The sequence below is a fragment of the Desulfonatronum lacustre DSM 10312 genome (assembly GCF_000519265.1).
GTDB classification, from domain to species: Bacteria; Desulfobacterota; Desulfovibrionia; order Desulfovibrionales; family Desulfonatronaceae; genus Desulfonatronum; species Desulfonatronum lacustre.
In genome coordinates this window covers 639,711-657,711 of sequence record NZ_KI912608.1, presented here as the reverse complement: position 1 = coordinate 657,711, position 18,001 = coordinate 639,711, and the positions used below count along the sequence as shown (strand labels likewise).

General features: G+C 59.9%; 19 protein-coding genes and 2 tRNA genes. 4 read left to right on the top strand and 17 right to left on the bottom strand.

The window, feature by feature from the left end:
- Positions 1-258: 258 nt before the first annotated feature.
- From DESLA_RS0103080 to DESLA_RS0103070, 3 genes are read right to left on the bottom strand one after another with little or no spacing between them, the layout of a single operon-like run.
- Positions 259-1,623 carry an MFS transporter gene (locus tag DESLA_RS0103080; RefSeq protein WP_211239017.1) on the bottom strand — a complete coding sequence of 455 codons (1,365 nt, stop codon included), beginning with the start codon at positions 1,621-1,623 and terminating at the stop codon, positions 259-261.
- Complete coding sequence (locus tag DESLA_RS0103075; protein ID WP_028571347.1) at positions 1,616-2,419, bottom strand: MBL fold metallo-hydrolase; 804 nt, start codon at positions 2,417-2,419, stop codon at positions 1,616-1,618. Before DESLA_RS0103075 ends, DESLA_RS0103080 begins: the two co-directional genes overlap by 8 nt.
- 42 nt (positions 2,420-2,461) lie before the next feature.
- Positions 2,462-3,895, bottom strand: coding sequence for a sigma-54 interaction domain-containing protein (locus DESLA_RS0103070; RefSeq protein WP_028571346.1), 1,434 nt, complete (start codon positions 3,893-3,895; stop codon positions 2,462-2,464).
- Between the two features lie 108 nt (positions 3,896-4,003).
- On the opposite strand from DESLA_RS0103070, the gene DESLA_RS0103065 reads away from it, so the two are divergent.
- A complete protein-coding gene (locus DESLA_RS0103065; protein WP_028571345.1) occupies positions 4,004-4,300 on the top strand; it encodes a hypothetical protein in 297 nt (98 codons plus the stop codon).
- A gap of 155 nt (positions 4,301-4,455) precedes the next feature.
- On the opposite strand, the gene DESLA_RS0103060 is transcribed toward DESLA_RS0103065, so the two are convergent.
- The 3 genes from DESLA_RS0103060 to DESLA_RS0103045 form a co-directional block, all read right to left on the bottom strand.
- Positions 4,456-4,806, bottom strand: a complete 351-nt coding sequence (locus DESLA_RS0103060; protein WP_028571344.1) for a hypothetical protein — start codon at positions 4,804-4,806, stop codon at positions 4,456-4,458.
- A 117-nt stretch (positions 4,807-4,923) separates the two neighbouring features.
- Positions 4,924-5,310: a hypothetical protein gene (locus DESLA_RS0103050; protein WP_028571343.1), complete on the bottom strand. Its 387-nt coding sequence runs from the start codon at positions 5,308-5,310 to the stop codon at positions 4,924-4,926.
- A 263-nt stretch (positions 5,311-5,573) separates the two neighbouring features.
- Entirely contained in the window at positions 5,574-6,824 is a 1,251-nt protein-coding gene (locus DESLA_RS0103045) for a NupC/NupG family nucleoside CNT transporter (RefSeq protein ID WP_156932842.1), read from the bottom strand.
- A gap of 216 nt (positions 6,825-7,040) precedes the next feature.
- Between DESLA_RS0103045 and DESLA_RS0103040 the strand changes: the two genes are divergently transcribed.
- Complete coding sequence (locus tag DESLA_RS0103040; protein WP_245589988.1) at positions 7,041-7,346, top strand: hypothetical protein; 306 nt, start codon at positions 7,041-7,043, stop codon at positions 7,344-7,346.
- 123 nt (positions 7,347-7,469) lie between these two features.
- The gene (locus DESLA_RS0103035) at positions 7,470-7,772 is read left to right on the top strand and encodes a hypothetical protein (RefSeq protein WP_028571340.1); all 303 of its coding nucleotides are present in this window, start codon (positions 7,470-7,472) and stop codon (positions 7,770-7,772) included.
- A 14-nt stretch (positions 7,773-7,786) separates the two neighbouring features.
- On the opposite strand, the gene DESLA_RS0103030 is transcribed toward DESLA_RS0103035, so the two are convergent.
- The gene (locus DESLA_RS0103030; RefSeq protein WP_051434327.1) at positions 7,787-8,548 is read right to left on the bottom strand and encodes an HAD family hydrolase; all 762 of its coding nucleotides are present in this window, start codon (positions 8,546-8,548) and stop codon (positions 7,787-7,789) included.
- Between the two features lie 384 nt (positions 8,549-8,932).
- On the opposite strand from DESLA_RS0103030, the gene DESLA_RS18380 reads away from it, so the two are divergent.
- Positions 8,933-9,859: a DMT family transporter gene (locus DESLA_RS18380; RefSeq protein WP_035261289.1), complete on the top strand. Its 927-nt coding sequence runs from the start codon at positions 8,933-8,935 to the stop codon at positions 9,857-9,859.
- Between the two features lie 5 nt (positions 9,860-9,864).
- On the opposite strand, the gene DESLA_RS0103020 is transcribed toward DESLA_RS18380, so the two are convergent.
- The 10 genes from DESLA_RS0103020 to DESLA_RS0102975 all read right to left on the bottom strand — a co-directional run bounded on the left by DESLA_RS0103020 (position 9,865) and on the right by DESLA_RS0102975 (position 17,668).
- The gene (locus DESLA_RS0103020; protein WP_028571338.1) at positions 9,865-11,415 is read right to left on the bottom strand and encodes an ABC1 kinase family protein; all 1,551 of its coding nucleotides are present in this window, start codon (positions 11,413-11,415) and stop codon (positions 9,865-9,867) included.
- Positions 11,408-11,686, bottom strand: a complete 279-nt coding sequence (locus DESLA_RS0103015; protein WP_028571337.1) for a hypothetical protein — start codon at positions 11,684-11,686, stop codon at positions 11,408-11,410. Before DESLA_RS0103015 ends, DESLA_RS0103020 begins: the two co-directional genes overlap by 8 nt.
- A gap of 123 nt (positions 11,687-11,809) precedes the next feature.
- Complete coding sequence (locus tag DESLA_RS18375; RefSeq protein WP_051434326.1) at positions 11,810-13,681, bottom strand: bacteriohemerythrin; 1,872 nt, start codon at positions 13,679-13,681, stop codon at positions 11,810-11,812.
- A 191-nt stretch (positions 13,682-13,872) separates the two neighbouring features.
- Positions 13,873-13,948: transfer RNA gene (locus tag DESLA_RS0103005), tRNA-Glu, on the bottom strand.
- A 5-nt stretch (positions 13,949-13,953) separates the two neighbouring features.
- A tRNA-Lys gene (locus DESLA_RS0103000) sits at positions 13,954-14,029 on the bottom strand.
- Between the two features lie 46 nt (positions 14,030-14,075).
- The gene (locus tag DESLA_RS0102995; RefSeq protein ID WP_028571336.1) at positions 14,076-14,777 is read right to left on the bottom strand and encodes a hypothetical protein; all 702 of its coding nucleotides are present in this window, start codon (positions 14,775-14,777) and stop codon (positions 14,076-14,078) included.
- 62 nt (positions 14,778-14,839) lie between these two features.
- Entirely contained in the window at positions 14,840-15,442 is a 603-nt protein-coding gene (locus DESLA_RS0102990) for a hypothetical protein (RefSeq protein WP_028571335.1), read from the bottom strand.
- Positions 15,426-15,998, bottom strand: coding sequence for an orotate phosphoribosyltransferase (gene pyrE, locus DESLA_RS0102985; protein ID WP_028571334.1), 573 nt, complete (start codon positions 15,996-15,998; stop codon positions 15,426-15,428). The genes DESLA_RS0102990 and pyrE overlap by 17 nt, the downstream gene beginning before the upstream one ends.
- A gap of 9 nt (positions 15,999-16,007) precedes the next feature.
- Positions 16,008-17,300 (bottom strand): adenylosuccinate lyase, encoded by a 1,293-nt coding sequence (gene purB / locus DESLA_RS0102980; protein ID WP_028571333.1) that lies wholly within the window; start codon positions 17,298-17,300, stop codon positions 16,008-16,010.
- Positions 17,301-17,356: 56 nt separating this feature from the next.
- Complete coding sequence (locus DESLA_RS0102975; protein ID WP_028571332.1) at positions 17,357-17,668, bottom strand: FmdB family zinc ribbon protein; 312 nt, start codon at positions 17,666-17,668, stop codon at positions 17,357-17,359.
- Positions 17,669-18,001: the final 333 nt, after the last annotated feature.

Genomic DNA, 18,001 nt, shown 5'->3' with positions numbered 1-18,001 from the left:
GGAAGGCAAAGCAATGAATGAAAAGCCGGAAAATGACAAGAGGCCGAGTCACCGCCGGTCCGGACCGGCGGTAACAACGATACGGTTTCTTGTATCGCGGAGACATTTGGAATACCAACAGCACGGTCAGCAGCATCCTGCTCCGGCTCCAGTCCAGGCTGAAGTAGGAAAAAGCGCTTCGGGGAAGGGTGGATTCGATGAAAAAGGAATACTGGCGAGCCAAGAGCAGACTTGACCCATCTCCGGCCCGCTTGCCGTTCAAATCCGGGCCGCCAGTTCCCCTCTTTGTTCGTTGACCGTCAGGGAAACGATCAGAGCCGCGATGAAAAACACCAGGCAGAGCAGCACGGAGAGCTGTAATCCGAACCGGACCTGGAGCACGCCCAGGCCCAGGATGCCGAAGATGGACGCCAGTTTGACGGTCATGCCCCAAAAGCCGAAAAACTCGGCCGCTTTGCCCAGGGGCGTCAGTCGGCCCACCAGGGCTCTGGCCGAGGACTGGAGCGAACCGAGTCCGAATCCGGCCATACAGCCCGCTCCGAGGAAGACCTGCTGCGGCTCCAGGGAGAGCCCGGCGAGGCGGTTGAGCAGCACGGTCAGTTGCGGCGTGGCGGCGATCATGGTCACTGCCGCGATCCAGAGCAGCAGGGTCAGGTTGTAGGTGCGCTTGGCGCCGATCCGGTCCTGGAGCAGGCCGAACAGAAACGCCCCGGCTGCCGCCGTGATCTGGGTCAGCACGAACATCAGCATCTGGTACAATGGGTCCCAGCGGATGATCTGATCTCCGTAGATGAAGGCGAAGCTGATGATGATGGACAGCCCGGCCATGGCGAAGAACAGGGAGCCCAGGAACAGGCCGAGGTCCCGGAACCGGCCCAGCCGGGTCAGGGTCCAGGCTACGCGGTCGAATCCGATGCGCAAGTAAGCCAGCCTGGACGGAACAGGGCGATGGCCCGAGGAAGCCCGCTGAAGTCGCGGCTCCCGGAGCCAGAGAAAGGTGGGAATCGCGCCCACCAGGAAGAACAGGGCCGCCAGCGGTCCCACGAAGCGCAGGTTGGCGAAGTTGTCCTCCGCGATCCCGCCCAGCCCCAGGAGCACGAACCCGGTGGCCAAAAGCCCGCCCACATATCCCAGGGCCCAGCCGAACCCGGAAATCCGGCCGAGCTTTTCCGGCGGCCCCAGGCTGGGCAGGAACCCGGCGATGAAGGACTCCCCCACGGCGTAGCCGAAATTGGAGACGATGATCAGGGTCATGGCCAGGGCGATCTGGCCGGGGGCGACGAAGTACAGGCAGGCCGTGGAAATCACGGTCAGCAGGTAGCTGGCGAACAGAAACCGCTTTTTCACCGCGCCGTGGTCCATGATCGCCCCGCAGATCGGGGCGATCACGATCACCAGGGCGTAACTCACGGCCAGGGAAACGCTCCAGAGAAGGTTTCCCAGACGGTAATCCGGACTGTCGCCCACGATCACCCGGGTGAAGACCACGCCGAAGACCACGGTGATGATCAGCGTGGTGTAGGCCTGGTTGGCCAGATCGAACATGGCCCAGCCGAAAATTTCCCGCCTGGAGGCCATGGGCCGCGCCATGGATGCGAGCGCCGCGCCTTGGGAATCAGCCATGATCCGGGTCGCGGTCCGGCGTGATCACGTCGCCGGGTTCGGGCAGGAAGCCGTGCCCACCCATGACCTGGGCAAGCATGGCCCGGATGGTTCCCGCGCTCTCCCGCCGCACCCGACGGTTGACATGCACCAGAGCCAGATTGCGGGCCCGGACGTCGCGGGCCAGCTCCAGGCAGCCCGGAACCCCGCCATGGCCGGGAGTGTCCGGCTCCAGGCCGTAGGCCTCGTGAACGAGCAGGTCCACGTCCCGGGCCAGTTCCGCCGTGGCCAAAGTGGGCCGACCGTCCCCGCTGTACATCACGGCCCCCCCGTCGCAATCCAGACGCACGGCCAGACACGGCGTCGCGACGCTGTGATCGCCAAGAGCGAAACTCCACCGCGCCCCGGCGACTTCGATCACCTGGCCGGAAGCGGCCTCCTGAAAGCGCACGGGATAGCGCAGACGAGGCCGGAACCCGGGATAAGCCAGCTCGAAGGCGGCCCAGACCTTTTCCTCGACCCCGGCCTGACCGACGATGGTCAGGGGCCGAGTTCGCCCTTCTTCCCAGAAGCGCAGCAAAAGCAGCGGCAGGCCCAGAAAATGATCTCCGTGAAAATGGGATATCCAGATCGCGTCAAGCCCGGAGCCGGACCGCGCGTCTCCCGGGGCATGGCGGTAATAGGCCGCCGGGGCCGTGAATCCGCAATCCAGAAGCATATGGAACCCGCTGTCCGGGCTGGGAATGGAAACCAGCAGGGATGTGTTTGGGTAGTGTTCGTCAAAGGCCTCGCCGACGCCGAGAAAACAGATGCGCATGATTGCTCCGGCTTGAAGTTCAAGGACGGCCGACGACTCTGGTCATTCGGCTTCGGCCAACCGTTTCAGCTTCTTGCGCAGCCCCTCGCGGCTTATCCCCAACAGTCTGGCGGCCTGGGTCTTGTTCCCTCCGGTGGCCCGCAAGGCGTTCCGGACGAGCATTTTTTCAGTTTCAGCCAAACTCGCGGGAACCGTTACAATGGGCAAACTCGAACCACGTTCATGGGAAGGACCGGAAGCCGAGCCACGCGGACGGGGCTGTTTGGACGGTTTGGGAGAGGGGCTTGGCTCGGACGGTACCGAAGAAGGAACCACGTGGCTCGCGCCTGGCACTGCGTCTGGTACTGCGTCTGGTACTGCGTCCGAAATCACCGTCGGCCCACGATCCTGGTTGCCGGTGATCCTGGAAGACAGATCCTCCAGATGCACCTCATCGGCAAAAGACAGCGCCACCAAGCGCTCCATCTCGTTGCTCAACTCACGGACATTCCCCGGCCAGTCATAGCGCAGCAGGGCTTCCAGGGCCGACTTGGTCAACCGAGGCCGATCCCGGCCCATAGTCCGGGAGTGGACGTTCAAAAAGTGGTGCACCAGCGCGAGGACGTCTTCCCCGCGCTCGCGCAAAGGCGGCAAATGCAGCGACATCACGTTCAGTCGGTAGAACAGGTCCCCGCGAAAGGCCCCGGTCTGGACGGCCAGCCCCATGTCCTTGTTCGTGGCGGCGATGATCCGGACATCCACGGGCAAGGGCCGCGTGCCGCCCACCCGTGTCAGTTCCCGCTCCTCCAGGACGCGAAGCATCTTGCCCTGGCAGGACAAGGGCATGTCCCCAACCTCATCCAGCAACAGGGTCCCGCCCTGGGCTTGTTCCAGCAGGCCGCGGTGCATCAGCACGCCGGTGGCCACGCCCTTGTCGATTCCGAACAACTCCCTCTCGAACAAGGTTTCCGGCACGGCCGAGCAGTTGACGGCGATGAACGGCCCGGCCTTGCGCGGAGAATTGTAGTGCAGGGCCTTGGCCAGCAGTTCCTTGCCCGTACCGGTTTCACCGGTGATCAGCACGCTGATGGAGGTGTCCGCGATCCGCTCCACCTGGTCCAGAACGGCCCGCACGGTCGGGCTTTGCCCCACGATTTGCTTGGCCGAATACCGTTCGATCAAGCCTTGCTTGAGCCCCTGGTTCTCCCGAAGCAGCCGCCGCCTTGCCTCGCGCAACTCATCACCGACCCGCCGCAACTCCGCGACCATTCCTTCCAACCGATATTCCCTGGCCTCCACCTTGACCAGCATCATGCCGAAGGACTCGGCCAGCTTGGCCACCGGGAAAGGATACTCCGCCTTCCGGGTCAACTCGAACAATTCCCCAGCCCGATCATACCGCCCCCAGGCCAGTTCGTTGCAAATCTGCTCCATGGCGGTCAGAAGCTGTTCCAGCCCCGGAGAAAGAGATTCATGTCCGTCTTCGGTGGTTTGCATGCTTTTATCCTGTTGAAAAAAGTATTCTCCACGCCAAACGTCACCCCATGTGCCTGGCCCAGGTGTTTGGCCCACAGGCGTTAATCATCGACGGAGAACATAATATAGATGGTCGTGCAGCACGTCGATAGTTCACGGAGAGACTTTTTGAGGGGGCAGGTCCAGCAAAAAACCGGACACCTTGGGCAGAAAGGCCAGGGCGAACAGGATGGCCAGATGGACGGTCTGGGCCGCGAACAGAGCCAGGGTCTGGCTCTGTTCGCGGCTTCCAGCACCCGACTGAAGAACATGCGCAGGGTTCGGGCCAGCGGGGCCAGCGCTTCCGTATCATCCTCGGCCAGGAGGACGGTCATCTCCCGCAGGGGAGTAAGGTGGTCGGCGTTCATGCGCGGTGGTCATAACTGAGTGTTGAAAAAGTCCTTATCCGGCAGTCCGTTCAAAAACCCCAAGTGCAAGGAGCAAAAAAAGTTCAAGGTCGAAGCGTATTTATTCATACGTGAGAGTTTGAACTTTTTGCAGCGACGCAGCAATTGGGAGTTTTTCAACGGACTGATAAAGGGTTACTGCCACCCCAGCGGGTCCGTACACATGGGGTTGCGACAGAGCAAGTCGCAGAAGCCCGGGTGATCGTGCATGCTGAGAGAGTAGTTGATCTGGTTTGGTCCGTAATTATCCAGACATAGCCCGTTGATGCACGTATAAGACTTGAACTGGCACCCGATGAGGTGACCCTTTACGACGTTTCCATCCACCACCTTGGTGACGGCATATGGATGGATCGTGCACCGCTTCGAAAAATGGTCTTCGTTGTTATTGCAGATGAGGGTTCTGGCAAAGAGATTCCCAGCCGCCAGAAGCGTCGCCGCGATGATAAGGCTCGTGACCGAAACCGTTCTGATGATTCCGCGCATGTTCGTTCTCCACGTCGTTTGGCTTTTTGGCATATTCAGAGTGATTCCAGGCTATTGTCTTTGGCGGGATGAGGCTGTCCTCAGCGACAGACCCTTCCAGCCAAAGGGTCAAATCATTTAACGATCATCCTCATGACAATACGCGCACGTTGGGTCCGTTGATTTTGTCAAACCGGCTTGCGGAACACCTTCCTGCCATTGCGGGCAAACGAAATCCCGGGAACCCTGCCCCAGGCAGTCATTCCTGTCACGCATGCAGTTGTTCAAACAGTCCACGGCTCCCGGAGGGCACAGGGCCTCGCATCGGTCCCGGTTTGCGTCGCATGTCGTCAGGACGTCGCTGAACACCGCGTTGCAGCAGTTGCTGCAGACGATCAGGTCAGGGCAGCCATGAATGCAGTCGATGTAAGTGCCCGAGGGGGCATGGGAGGCGGCATGGGAGGGGGAAGACGCCACGAACAACAGGGCCAGGGCCAGGAAAGCGGTCAGGCTGAATTTACGCATTTTCAATCTCCTCTGGAGTGTTGAATGGTGAATGGGATGATGTTTTACAATATAGCACGATCCATGCCATAAAAAATGATATTATTTTAGGCAATTGAAAAAGCGCCAACCAAGCCGAGCCAACCGATTTGCGCCAATTTCGTTGGCACTGCCAACATTTATTGGAGGAGCGGACGGTTCGCATGATTTTGAGTCCTTTCCTACCAGGTACGCTTGAACCGGAAGAGTCTTGTTCCCGGTAATTCCGTCAAACCGGCCATGATTCAACTCAAAATCCCAACAACGGCCCCGGTCATCAAGGTGGCCAGAACCCCGGAGAGGATCGAACGTGGGCCCAGGGCCGTGATTTCCCGGCTGCGCTCCGGCGCGATGCTGATCAGTCCACCGATCAGGATGCCCAGGCTGCCGATATTCGCGAATCCGCACATGGCGTAGGTCACGATCAGGGTGCTGCGCGGGGAGAGCGTCCCTTCGGGCAGCGCGGCCATCTCCAGGTAAGCCAGCAATTCGTTCAGGATCACCTTCACGCCCATCAGCCCCCCGGCTGCGTGGGCCTCGCTCCAGGGAATCCCGGCCAACCAGACCAGGGGCATCATCACGTATCCCAAAAGCCTTTGGAGGGTTAGCGCCTCCTCTGCCAAACTTGGCAGCATCCCCAATGCGGCGTTGACCATGCTGACCAGCGCCACCAGGACCACCAGTAAGGCCACGATATGCAGATACATGTGCAGTCCGAAGCCCGTGCCCTTGACCACGGCGTCCATGGAGGAGGCGGTTTCCACGGGTGGAACGACCTCTCCCATGGTCGGCGATTCGGTTTCCGGAATCAGGAGTCCGGAAACCAGAATCGCCGCCGGAGCACTGATCAGGGACGCGGCCATGATGTGCCCCAGTGCTCCGGGCACCACGGCCCCGACGATCCCGGCATAGAGCACGAGCACGGTCCCGGCGACGGTGGCCATGCCGCAGGTCATCAGGGCGAAGAGTTCGCTGCGGGTCAGGGAGGCGACATAGGGACGGATGAACAACGGGGATTCCACCATGCCGGCAAAGACGTTGGCCGCGGCGCCCACTCCCAGAGCCCCGCCAATGCCCAAGGTCCGCCGCAGTACGGCGGAAAAACCCCGGACCAGGACCGGGATGATCCTCCAGTGATAGAGCAAGGCGGTCAGAGCCCCGGTGACGATGATCACGGGCAGGGCACGGAAGGCGAAGATGTACGCCGCCCCGCTGTAAGGTTCCTCAAAAGGCAGGGGCCCGCCGCCGAGGTAGCCGAAGACAAAGGTGGTCCCGGCCCGGGTGCCGCTTTCCAGGGCTTCGGCGGCATTGTTCAGAAGCAGGAAGAAATCGGTAAAAATAGGCAATTTGAGCAGAACCAGGGCCAGACCCAATTGCAGACCGATCCCGGCAAGAATCAAACGAGGCCGAACAGCCCTCCGGTTTTCCGACAAGGCCCAGGCAATCAGGACGAAAGCCAAAAGGCCGAATGCACTTTGCACGGAGAGCAGAGACATCGAAGGCTCCTGAATTTTCAAGGGGGAAAAAAGTTGCTTGTCAGGCTCTTAGCACCAAAACGTGAATGGCTTCAATACGCGGTTTTGGCCGTTCCCGCGGCTCACATTATGGAAGAGCTTCACGACTCCACTCGATTTTACGATAAGCATTGCCATCTGCTTCTCATCCGGTTATCGTGGAGGCACTCTATAAAAAATGAGCAAGGAGGGACCGACATGAGCATCACTGGTATTGAATCGGCATGGCAATCTCCGGGCATGCAAAGCAGGTCGAATTTCGGCGCGGCGGTGGTGGAAAAGACCATGGACACCCTGAACAACGCCTCCGGCTCTTCTTTTGCTCCGGTGGACAAGCAGACCTTTGGAGCCGCCGTTGTAAACAAGACCTTTGAATACATGAACAACGGCCCTGGGGGCGCCATGGGTGGCTCCGGCGACATGAATCAAACCTACGACTTTGCCAAGAATGTCCTCAGTGCGTATGCCACCGGCAAGGGCGCTATTGCCGACATCACCACCTAAGAAACTTCCCAACCCCCTCCTGTTGCCATGCGGACGGCCCCTCCCGCACCATGCCGTCCGCATGGCTTCAAGTTTCCACCGTCCTGAAACTTTCGATCCCCATCTTCTTTGCACCCAGGGTCCGTGTACGCCGTCCTTGAACCAACATTAGCCCTTGCCGGGCTCACGGGCGTCACGATTTTCGTCGTCGGGCAGGCTGTCGCCAGGCATCGCTTTCTCTCTGCTCGCTCACATCTTTTCAACCACGCCGCGCTGTTTTTCGGCTTGGCAATCTGGACCATCTTGTTCTTGCTTCGGCACGACGTGGTGACCGTGGTCGGCCTGTTGCTGGCCATGGCCCTGCTTCACCGCCGCAACCGCGCCCTTGCCGGCCGGGAGACGGACAAAGGCCGCGAACAGGGCTCTTCGTCCAGTCTCGAAAGCTGACCAGGCGAGATGGCTCACTCCACGGACACTTCGTCCAAATCCGCCACCACCACGTCCGCGCCGTTGGCTAGCAGAGCCTCCCGGTTGCCGCCCCGGTCCACCCCGATCACCAGACCGAAGTTGCCGGCCCTTCCGGCCTGGACCCCGGAAACGGCGTCTTCCACCACCACGGCCCGGCTCGGTTCCACGCCCAGTTCCCGAGCCGCGCTCAGAAAGATGTCCGGCGCGGGCTTGCCGTCAATGCCCAACTCCAGGGAATCCACGCCGTCCACCTTGGCTTCGAACAATTCGAGCGCTTCCGCGGAACGCAGAATCGTCTCCGCGTTCTTGCTGGAGGAGATGATCGCGGTCTTGAATCCGCCGTCGTGCAGCTTGTGAATCAATTCCACCGTACCGGGATAGGTCACGGCCCCCTCCTCTTCCAGCAGTTTGCCGAACAGCCTGTTTTTCCAGTTGCCCAGAGCGTAAACGCTGCCCGTGCCCGGTTCGTCCTCCAGCGAGCCTTCGGGCAGGGATATGCTCCTGGACGCCAAAAAGCCGCGCACCCCGTCAAAACGGGGCTTGCCGTCCACGTAATCCAGGTAGTCCCGGCCAAGATCAAACGGTTCCTGGGGGACCCCGCTCTTCCGGGCGTGTTCTTCCAGAAACCGGTCGAACATCTCCTTCCAGGCCTTGCCGTGCAGGCCGGCGGTGTCGGTGACCACGCCGTCCATGTCAAAAATCACGGCGTCAAAACGGTCTTTGGTCAAAGTCGGGACATTCGTGGGGTTGGTCATGGAAACCTCCTTGGGACAAAGGGTCAAAAAATGCATCAGCGCCGGTTTGACACCCCATGACGGAACTGGCACAGGGCATCACGGCGCTCTGCGGCCCATCAATACGATTTTCGAATCGGTGGACATCTCAATCTGAAAGGTAACTGCTCAGCACATTCTCACTGCAAGGCATGAATTGGTCCGGCATGTCTCGATTTTTCGGCATCGCTTGTTTGACTGAGCCGGGAATCGTTCATCGAACCATTGCCGGGCACGTGAAGCACGAAATGTTGTTTATTCACGCAATGGTTCGATGGTACGAGGCCGGCAAAGGAGTTGCGAGGTCGAAAAATCGAGACATGCCGGACCACTGGTGAGGAGTTACTCTGAAAGTAAGGAGAAATCATGTTGCGCGGCGTGGATCGGCTGGCCACGGGGGCGTTGTTCGCGGCCACGGTGCTTTGGGCCGGGTCGTTCATCGCCATGAAGCTGGCCATCGGGGTGTACGGGCCGATGTTCGTGGTCTTCGCCCGGATGGTCCTGGCCAGCGGCTGTCTGCTGCTTCTGGTCAGGCGCTTCAAGTCCGTACGGTACCAGCGCGGAGACTGGAAACTCCTGCTGTTCATGGCCCTGTGCGAACCCTGCCTGTACTTTGTCTGCGAAGGCATGGCCCTGACCTATACCAGCGCCTCCCAGGCCGGGATGGTCGTGGCCATGCTGCCGCTCATGGTAGCCATGGCGGCCTGGGTGGTGCTCAAGGAACGTCTGCGGCCCCGGACGTGGTTCGGTTTTCTTCTGGCCATCCTGGGGGTGATCTGGCTGACCCTGCTTTCGGAGACCACGGACCACGCTCCCAATCCCTTGCTCGGCAACTTCCTGGAATTTTTAGCCATGTGCTGCGCCACGGGAAGCATGATCGCCCTGAAGAAGCTCTGCGTCCGCTACAGCCCGCTGTTCCTGACCACGGTCCAGGCCTTTGTGGGCTGCGTTTTTTTCCTACCGATCATGTTCCTGCCCGGCACAACCATGCCGGACACCTTCCACCTGGGAGCCGTGCTCTCCATCCTCTACCTGGGCATCGGCGTGACCATCGTGGCCTACTGGTTCTACAATTTCGGCATCAGCCGCCTTCCGGCGGGCCAGGCTTCGATCTTCGTGAACCTGATCCCGGTGATCACCCTGTTTCTGGGCTGGCTGATCCTTGGTGAACGGCTCATGCCCATGCAGTACGCGGCGGCGTTTCTGGTCGTGATCGGCGTCTTTCTCAGCCAGGGCAACCAAGCCTCAAGCCGCCCCGTGGAGTTGACCGTCCGGCATACGCCGAAAAGCTGACCTGCTCAGCGTACCCCGAGCAGCATCCGCAGCACGCCGAACCCGAACAGCGTCACCGCCACGGTCCTTCCGTATTCCACGTCCAGTTGCAACACGAAAAACGCGGCGATGATGCACAAAAAACCGCTTACCAGCGGACGCAGGAGTCCCCGCAACCGCTCGTTGATCTGATCCACGGTATGCCGGGAGATTTTGACTTGCAGCTTTTGTTCGCTGAGGTCCGTGATGATCGTTTTGATCCGCTTGAAGGTCATGGGCAGGGTGCTGATCTCCCGGCGGACCTGGCTGACCAGCCCCTTGTCGAACCCCAGGGCCTTGGGCAGCTTCTCCCGAAGCACGGGCAGAATGTCCTTCACCCCGTTGAAGTTCTCCACGTAATTGGTGCCCAGCCCCTCGATCAACGTACTGGCCCGAAGCACGTAAACCACCTCCTGGGGCATCTTGAAGGGCGTCTCCTTCATGGAAAAGAGCACGTCCAGGGCCAGGGTCTGCATGCTGGCCGCGTCCAGGTCGATGTTCCCGAAGATGTCGAACATCTTCTCCGCGAATTCCAGCATTTCCTCGGGCGGAGCCGAGGGCGTGATCACCCCCAGACGCTCGCAGGCCGCGATGAACATCTCGAAATCCCGGGCCGAGGCCGCCTCCACCATCTCGATCATGGCCATCTTGGAGGAGTTGGTCAGGCGCTTGACCATCCCGAAATCCAGCAGCACCAGGGTCCCGTCCTCGCGCACGAACAGGTTGCCCGGATGCGGGTCCGCGTGGAACAGCCCCTTGACCAACATCTGCTCGGTGTAGAAGTCCACCAGGGTGTCCATGATCCGGTTGAACGGGATGTGCAGCCGCTCCAGGGCCGCCGCGTCGTCCACCCGAACCCCGTGCTCGAAGCTCATCACCAGGACGTCCCGGTTGCTGTATTCATGGTAATAGCTGGGAAAATGGACGTCGTCTCGGGTGTACATCTCCCGGAACTTGCGCAGATTGTCCCGCTCGATGGTCATGTCCACTTCCTTGAGGATCATGGCCGAGAATTCGGTCAATACGGCTTCCAATGAGTTGCGGGTGTAGACGCTGAAAAACGGACGGAACAGGCCCAGGAAGAATTCCAGAATCCGGATGTCCACCCGGACCTTGCGTTCGATGTCCAGCCGCCGGATCTTCACGGCGACTTCAGTGCCGTCCGCCAGCTGGGCCCAGTGAACCTGCCCGATGGATGCGCTGGCCATGGGCTCGGATTCGAACCGGACAAAGGGCGGAGAGTCGCCGAAGGCCCGGCGGTACATCACGTCCAGATCGGCCTGGGTCATGGGCGCGACCTCGTCGTGGATGGTGCGCAATTCCACCAGATACTCTTCGGTAAAAAAATCCGCCCGCGTGGCCAGGACCTGGGCCAGCTTGATGAAGCTGACGCCCAGATCCAGGACGGTCTTTTTCAAGGCCGTCGGCCCCAGGGGCGGAATGAAGAGAATATGCTTGCGCTTCAGGACCGTGGCGAAAATGGTCGCCAGAAACCTGAAAGCGCTCCAGATTCGTCGCGGAGCGTAATAATTATGCATTCCGTTTCATCAACAACGCCTTGATCTCCGCGATATCCTCCTTGGTGGCCAAACCCAGTTCCCGGGCAGCCTCGGCGACCTTTTCCTTGATCCTGGCGTCCAGGACGTCGGTTTCCTGTCTGGCACGCTGCTGGGCTTCCTCCACGAAGCGATTCAATTCATCCTTGCTGATGGCTCCCAACTGTTCCAAATCCTTGAGCTGGGTCTCAATCTTCTCCTTGGCCATGAATGCCGCTCCCAATCCGATATGCAGCAGGTCCGTCGGTTTCATGCGTTGGTCTCCTTCGAATTGATGGGTTCAAGGGTTCAGAATTCACGGGTAATCAAGGCCCATGGGCAGGTCAAGCCAGAAGCCAAATGCCAGAAGCCAAATGCCTGAAGCCCGCCCCTCGACTCACAGCACGCCCTTCTGTTTCAGAAACGGCGCGTAGCGCTTGTCCACGCCCATGATATGCCCGGTCAGCCACTGCTTGAGAAAGCGCATGATTTCCATGGACACAGTGGCCTTACCCGAAGAAACGGCCCGCTCCCATTCCACGACCTTGCCCACGAATGCCTTGTGCGCGGCGATGTGTTCCTCGGTTTCGGGGTAGCCGTGCTTCTTGAACAGCTTCTCCTCATTGGCGAAGTGAGACGCGGTGTATTCGCGCAACCGTTCGAAGATCCTCAAGAGCGCGTCCCGGGACTTGCCCTTCTTCATCGCGGCGTGCAGTTCGTTGATCATGCCCACCAGTATCTTATGCTGATCGTCGATCCCGGAGATGTCCACGGACAGGTCGTTGGACCATTGGATCAGGGTGTCGGCGTCCCCGGAAGCGACCATGTCCACGCTGCTCTCTCCGGTAATGGCCTGGGTGACCGTATCCAACTCCTCCACCTGGCTGGCGATCTCCACCAGGGCCTTCGCGGAACGGTCCATGCCTTCGGAAGTTTCCGAGGCGATCCGGGTCACGTCGGTCACTGCCCGGTTGATCTCCTCGCTGGTGGCGGACTGCTCTTCCGCCGCAGTGGCAATGGACGTGACCATGCTCGTGGTTTCCTCGACGAGCCCGAGGATTTCGCGCATCAGTCCGCCGGCCTTGGTCGCGGCCTCGGTGCTGGCCACGATGTCCTCGGTGGTGGTCTCCAGGGACTGGATGTTCTCGCGGGTATGGGCCTGGATAGTATCCACAGCGTGGCGGACCTCCACCGTGGCGCTCATGGTCTTTTCCGCCAGCTTGCGCACCTCGTCGGCCACCACGGAAAAGCCTCGGCCGGCGTCTCCGGCCCGGGCCGCCTCGATGGCCGCGTTCAAGGCCAACAGGTTGGTTTGATCCGCGATGTCAGAAATTACGGTCATGATCTTGCCGATGCTCTCCACCTGGACCCCCAACTGGCCCATGGTCTCCTTAAGGATAAACACCCGTTCCCGGATATGCTCGAAGGACTCCACGGTGCGCAGCACCTCCTTGGCCCCGGTATCGGCCTTTTCCTGGGAGTTGTCGGCATGTTCCGCGGCCATGGAGGCGTTTTTGGCCACCTCCAGTACGGTGGCGTTCATCTCCTCCATGGCCGTGGCGATCTCGGTCATCCGGTCATGCTGCACCCCCACGCCCTGGTTCACGGCGTCCACCTGTTCGGAAAGTTCGTTGATCCCGGCGAACACCCGTTCCGAAACGTTCTTGGCCTTGCCCGCTGCCGCGGTCATCCGGTTCATGAGCGAGGACACCTTGCGCTCCTGGTTTCTGGCCTGCTCCATGGCCTCCTGAGCGGCGACGGCCTTCTGTTCAGCCTGTTCGCCCTTGCGCAACGCATCCTCATTCAGCGTACGCAGGTTGGCGACCATCCGCGTCAGGACGCCCTTCAATTCCAGCAGTTCATACTGAAACCGTCCGCTGGGATCGGCGTCCCAGTTGCCCTGGGCCACCTTCCCGGCAAAATTGGTGATGGACCGCAACGGGACCAACACATGCCGACGCAAGGTGACGAACAGCATCACGGCCAGGGCCACGAAACCCAACGCCGCCAGGGTGATCAACAGCAAGGCCCCCCGCATGGCCTCGTTGACAATGCTCTGAACAAGGCGCGGCGGCACATCCACATCGACCGTGTCGGCCATTCGCTGATTCAACGTCGCGGCCATCATGTCGTGGACTTCCTGCTCGACCCGCTGGGTGATCAGTGTGCGCTGATGGCCGTAAATCAAAAAACACCCGACCAGCACAAGCAGCAACATCCCGCCGACCCTCGCCAATACGCCGGCATTCAAGGACTGAAACACAACCATCGGATTACCTCCAGTTTGATCAATACGCACACGGCACCCTGGAGCCATGACTCCAAGTCGGACTTACTTTGTTCCATAGCCGAATTTCTGGCAAGGGTTTCTCGATCAAAAACATCGAATGCCTCGTGAAGGTTGGAAAGCCCAAAAAAAAGGGTTGCAAGCGTGACAGCTTGCAACCCTTTGATTTTTCTTGGCGTCCCCAAGGGGATTTGAACCCCTGTTACCGGCGTGAGAGGCCAGCGTCCTAGGCCACTAGACGATGGGGACGTTTTTGGTGGGTCGTGAAGGACTCGAACCTTCGACTCTCTGCTTAAAAGGCAGATACTCTACCGACTGAGTTAACGACCCCGAAAACGAAGCTTTATATGGACTTTCGAGTACCCTGTCAAGAAATTCAGCTCGTCAGGATATTAGCGACCGGGTAGGTCTGGGTGAAGACTTCTTCGTCGTCATTGCTGAAAATGACCACACGGATAGCAAAAATCGTGTCCAGGTCCAAGCCGGAAGGAACCTTCAACATCGAATTGACGCGGCGGAATCGTTGGATTTCAAAGCTCAGTTCGTTCTCATCGCCCTGGGCTTCGAGGACCGAGGCTTCCTGGGTGATGAAATAGACCTTGATCTCCCCGGACAAGGTTCCCTCGGCGAGATTGTTCAGCTCGAAATTGATGCGCAGATCCTCTCCGGCCTTTTTGACCTGCAAATTGGCAACTCCGGCCATTTGCAGGTCCTTGGCCACGAAGATTTCCTGGAGGTTGACGACCTGGGGCAGACTCTGGCGTTCCTTGGTCACCGTGCTGAACAGAGAATGAATTTCCTCCGGATCGCTGGTCTTAAGGATTTCCTGAATATTCTGAAGTCGTTCCAATTGGATGGACTGGTCGGACAGCTGGGCTCGCAGATCCTTGTTGGCGTTCACCAGTTCAAGGTGCTGCCCCCAATAGACGATCCCGGCGTACGAACCGCCCGCGGCCGCGAGAATCAGGGCAATTTGCAGGTAGAGAAAAAACCTGAACCACGCCACGCGCAGCCGATACCGGCGAACCCGGGTATCGTCGCGCATGATGATCAGATTGAGCTTGTCGTCCTTGCCCACGCGAAACCTCGTCGGTGTTGGGTGTGCTCGCCTCTACGGCGTCGGCGCAAAAGGATCGATCATCAGTCGCTTTCCTCCCACATCAGGGAGAAGCCGCCGGCTGGGCCGGTGAAGAGCAGTTCGATGGGGGCGTCTGTCTTCGGGAACCGGACTTTGTAGTACCGTTGCCAGGGGTGGTGGTACGGATAGAAAGCCTGAAGTTGGGACGGGTGGACGTCCAGGTGGCGGATTTCCAGGGGCTGGACGGTTTGATCCGGAGATTGGCGCAACAGCACCCGCCACTGGGTCAGGCGATGGGTCAGACGGGCGTCGTCCGAATAGGTGCTGGCCACGGACACGACGAAGTCCGTGTACTCATCCGCTGCTTGGAGCTGGTCGGCCAGCATTTTTCGGGCCTCATCCGCCGTCAGTTCGAAAATTTTCGAATACCGCCCGACATAGGCTTTCCGCCATGTCGCGGATTCGAGCAGGGCCACGACACGGGTTTCCGTCTCCAGGCCGTCCCGGACCACGTCGGAGCGGCTCCAGGATTTGGTCAACTGGAAGTAGGCGTCATGCAGGTCGGGCCAGAGCAGTTCACTGACCGAACGTCCCTGGCACCCGGGCTGCGAAAGGGCGACGCCAAGCAAAAGAATCAGGATGAACCAACTATGCGCCGGCCTCATGCAGCAACTGGCTCCTTGTGTAAAGGGCGGTAAAGGGAAGACCGGCCGCGGCGAGGGCTTCGGTAGCCCCCTCTTCGCGATCCAGAATGCAACAGACCCGGTGAACCACGAACCCGGCGTCCGTCAGACGCCGACAGGCCTTGAGCGCACTACCTCCGGTGGTGGCCACGTCTTCCAGTACGACCACCCGGTCGCCGGCCTGAAAATTGGCCAAGCCTTCCAGGTAACTGGCCGTGCCGTGCCCCTTGGCTTCCTTGCGCACGATCATGGCCGGCCAGGAAAGCCCTTCGGCCCGTGCGACCAGGGAGGTGGCGGTGACCAGCGGATCCGCGCCCAGGGTCATCCCAGCAACCCCTTGAATGGATGCGGCGTCAGGATCGTCGCGCAGCATCTGGACGAACAGACTGCCGATCAAAAACGCGCCCTCGGGATGCAGGGCCGTTTGTTTGCAGTCGAAGTAATAGTTGCTGCGCTTGCCCGACGTCAGGACGACGTCCTTTTCCAAGTAGGATTTGGCCATCAGCAGTGCGGCCAGTTGTTTGCGCCAATGGTTCACAATCGTCTCCTAAACAAAGACCCGATCATAAATGAGGTCTACATGCCGAAAAAAATAGTTCAGGTCAAAGAGGTCGTCCAAAGTTTCCGGGGAAAGCCGGGCCGTGATTCCCTCGCTGGCCCGGACCAGGTCCTCGAAGGGCGTTTTTTTCTCCCAGGCCCGCATGGCCAGTCCCTGGACCAGTTCGTAAGCTTCCTGGCGCTGCAACCCTTTTTCCACCAACGCCAAAAGGATGCGCTGGGAAAAGAAAAGGCCTTGGGAAGCTCCCAGATTGCGCGCGACATTGTCTTCATGCACCCGGATTCCGGAAAGCAGCCCGGTGAGCCGGTGCAGCATGTAGTCCATGAGGATGGTGGAATCCGGCATGATCACCCGTTCCACCGAGGAATGGCTGATGTCCCGCTCGTGCCAAAGGGCCATGTTCTCCAGGGCGGCCAGGGCGTTGCCCCGCAGCAGCCGGGCCAGACCGGTCAGGTTTTCCGCGGAAATGGGGTTCTTCTTGTGCGGCATGGCCGACGAGCCCTTCTGCCCCTTGCCGAAGCCTTCCTCCAGTTCCCGGACCTCGGTGCGCTGCAAGTGCCGCAGTTCCACGCACAGCCGTTCGATGCCGCCGGCAATAATGGCCAGGGTGGTGAAATACTGGGCGTGACGGTCGCGCTGGATGATCTGCGTGGAGATGGGGTCCACGTTCAGTCCAAGCCGATCGCAAGCCAGGGCTTCCAGGCGTGGTTCCAGGTGGGCGTAGGTCCCCACGGCCCCGGAGATCTTGCCGAAGCGGATGTTTTCCACGGCGTCGTTCCAGCGTCGGCGATGGCGGTCGAATTCGGCGTAAAACCCGGCGAACTTCAGCCCCAGGGTGATGGGTTCGGCGTGGATGCCGTGGGTGCGGCCCATGGCCGGGAGCAATTTGTACTGTTCCGCGGCATCGCGCAGAACGGCCAGAAGCCCGTCCAGACCCGAGGAAATGATTCGCCCGGCCCGCACCAGAAGCAGGGCGTTGGCCGTATCCACGATGTCCGACGAGGTGCACCCCAGGTGGATATACCTGGCCGAAGGCCCGGTCTTCTCCTCCACCGCGGTAAGGAAGGCGATCACGTCGTGCCGGGTGCGCTCCTCGATCTCCAGGATCCGTTCCAGGTCGAAACCGGCTCGCTCCCGGATGTTGCGGATATCCTCATCCGGAATGTGGCCGAGTTCATGCCAGCCTTCGCAAACGGCCAGCTCCACCTCCAGCCAGGCCTGGAAGCGCGCTTCCAGGGTCCAGAGCCGCCCCATTTCCGGGCGGGTGTAACGCTCGATCATGTTCCGTCCTTTGTCGCAAAAAAGGCAGCCTCTTCAGGCTGCCTTTCCACACAAATTTAGTCGGCGGCAGGCGCGCTGGAGCCGGACGTCGAAGGCTCCGCTGATTTGGCCGGAGCTTCCTTGGCCGGCGCATCCGTCTTGGCTTCCGTGCTCTCCGTCTTATTGCCGTTGCCTCCGGAAGACGCCGCGTTCTTACAGTAATCCGTGACATACCAGCCCGAGCCCTTCAAAACAAAGGACGTGTTGGAAATCAGGCGCTGGGATTGACCGCCACAGACAGGACAGGATTTGTCCTGGTCGCTGTAATCCTTCTGCCACTGCTCGAAGATTTGCTGACACTCCTGACAGCGATACTCATATATCGGCATAACTTCCGCTCTCCTTGATGAAATGAAAATGTCGACGGCCGGCGGCTACTTCGCCTCCTTGGCCTCCCGGATGCGCTGCTTCATGCGCTTCTCGCGACGTTGACGGCGGCGATCCAGTTCTTTTTTCCGTTCGATTTTCTTATGGCGTCCCATGATTCCTCCCGAGGGGTTGAAATTTAATACGGTGCATCCCCCTGTCAACGGGAGACGACATCACTTCGAAGTAAGAACAGGGTATTATATGCTCAAAATGTGCCGTTGTCCATTTCCCATGATGATCGAGTCAGGGCAGACGTGTTTTCTCGATCCTCACGCGCTACCCGAATCGAAATC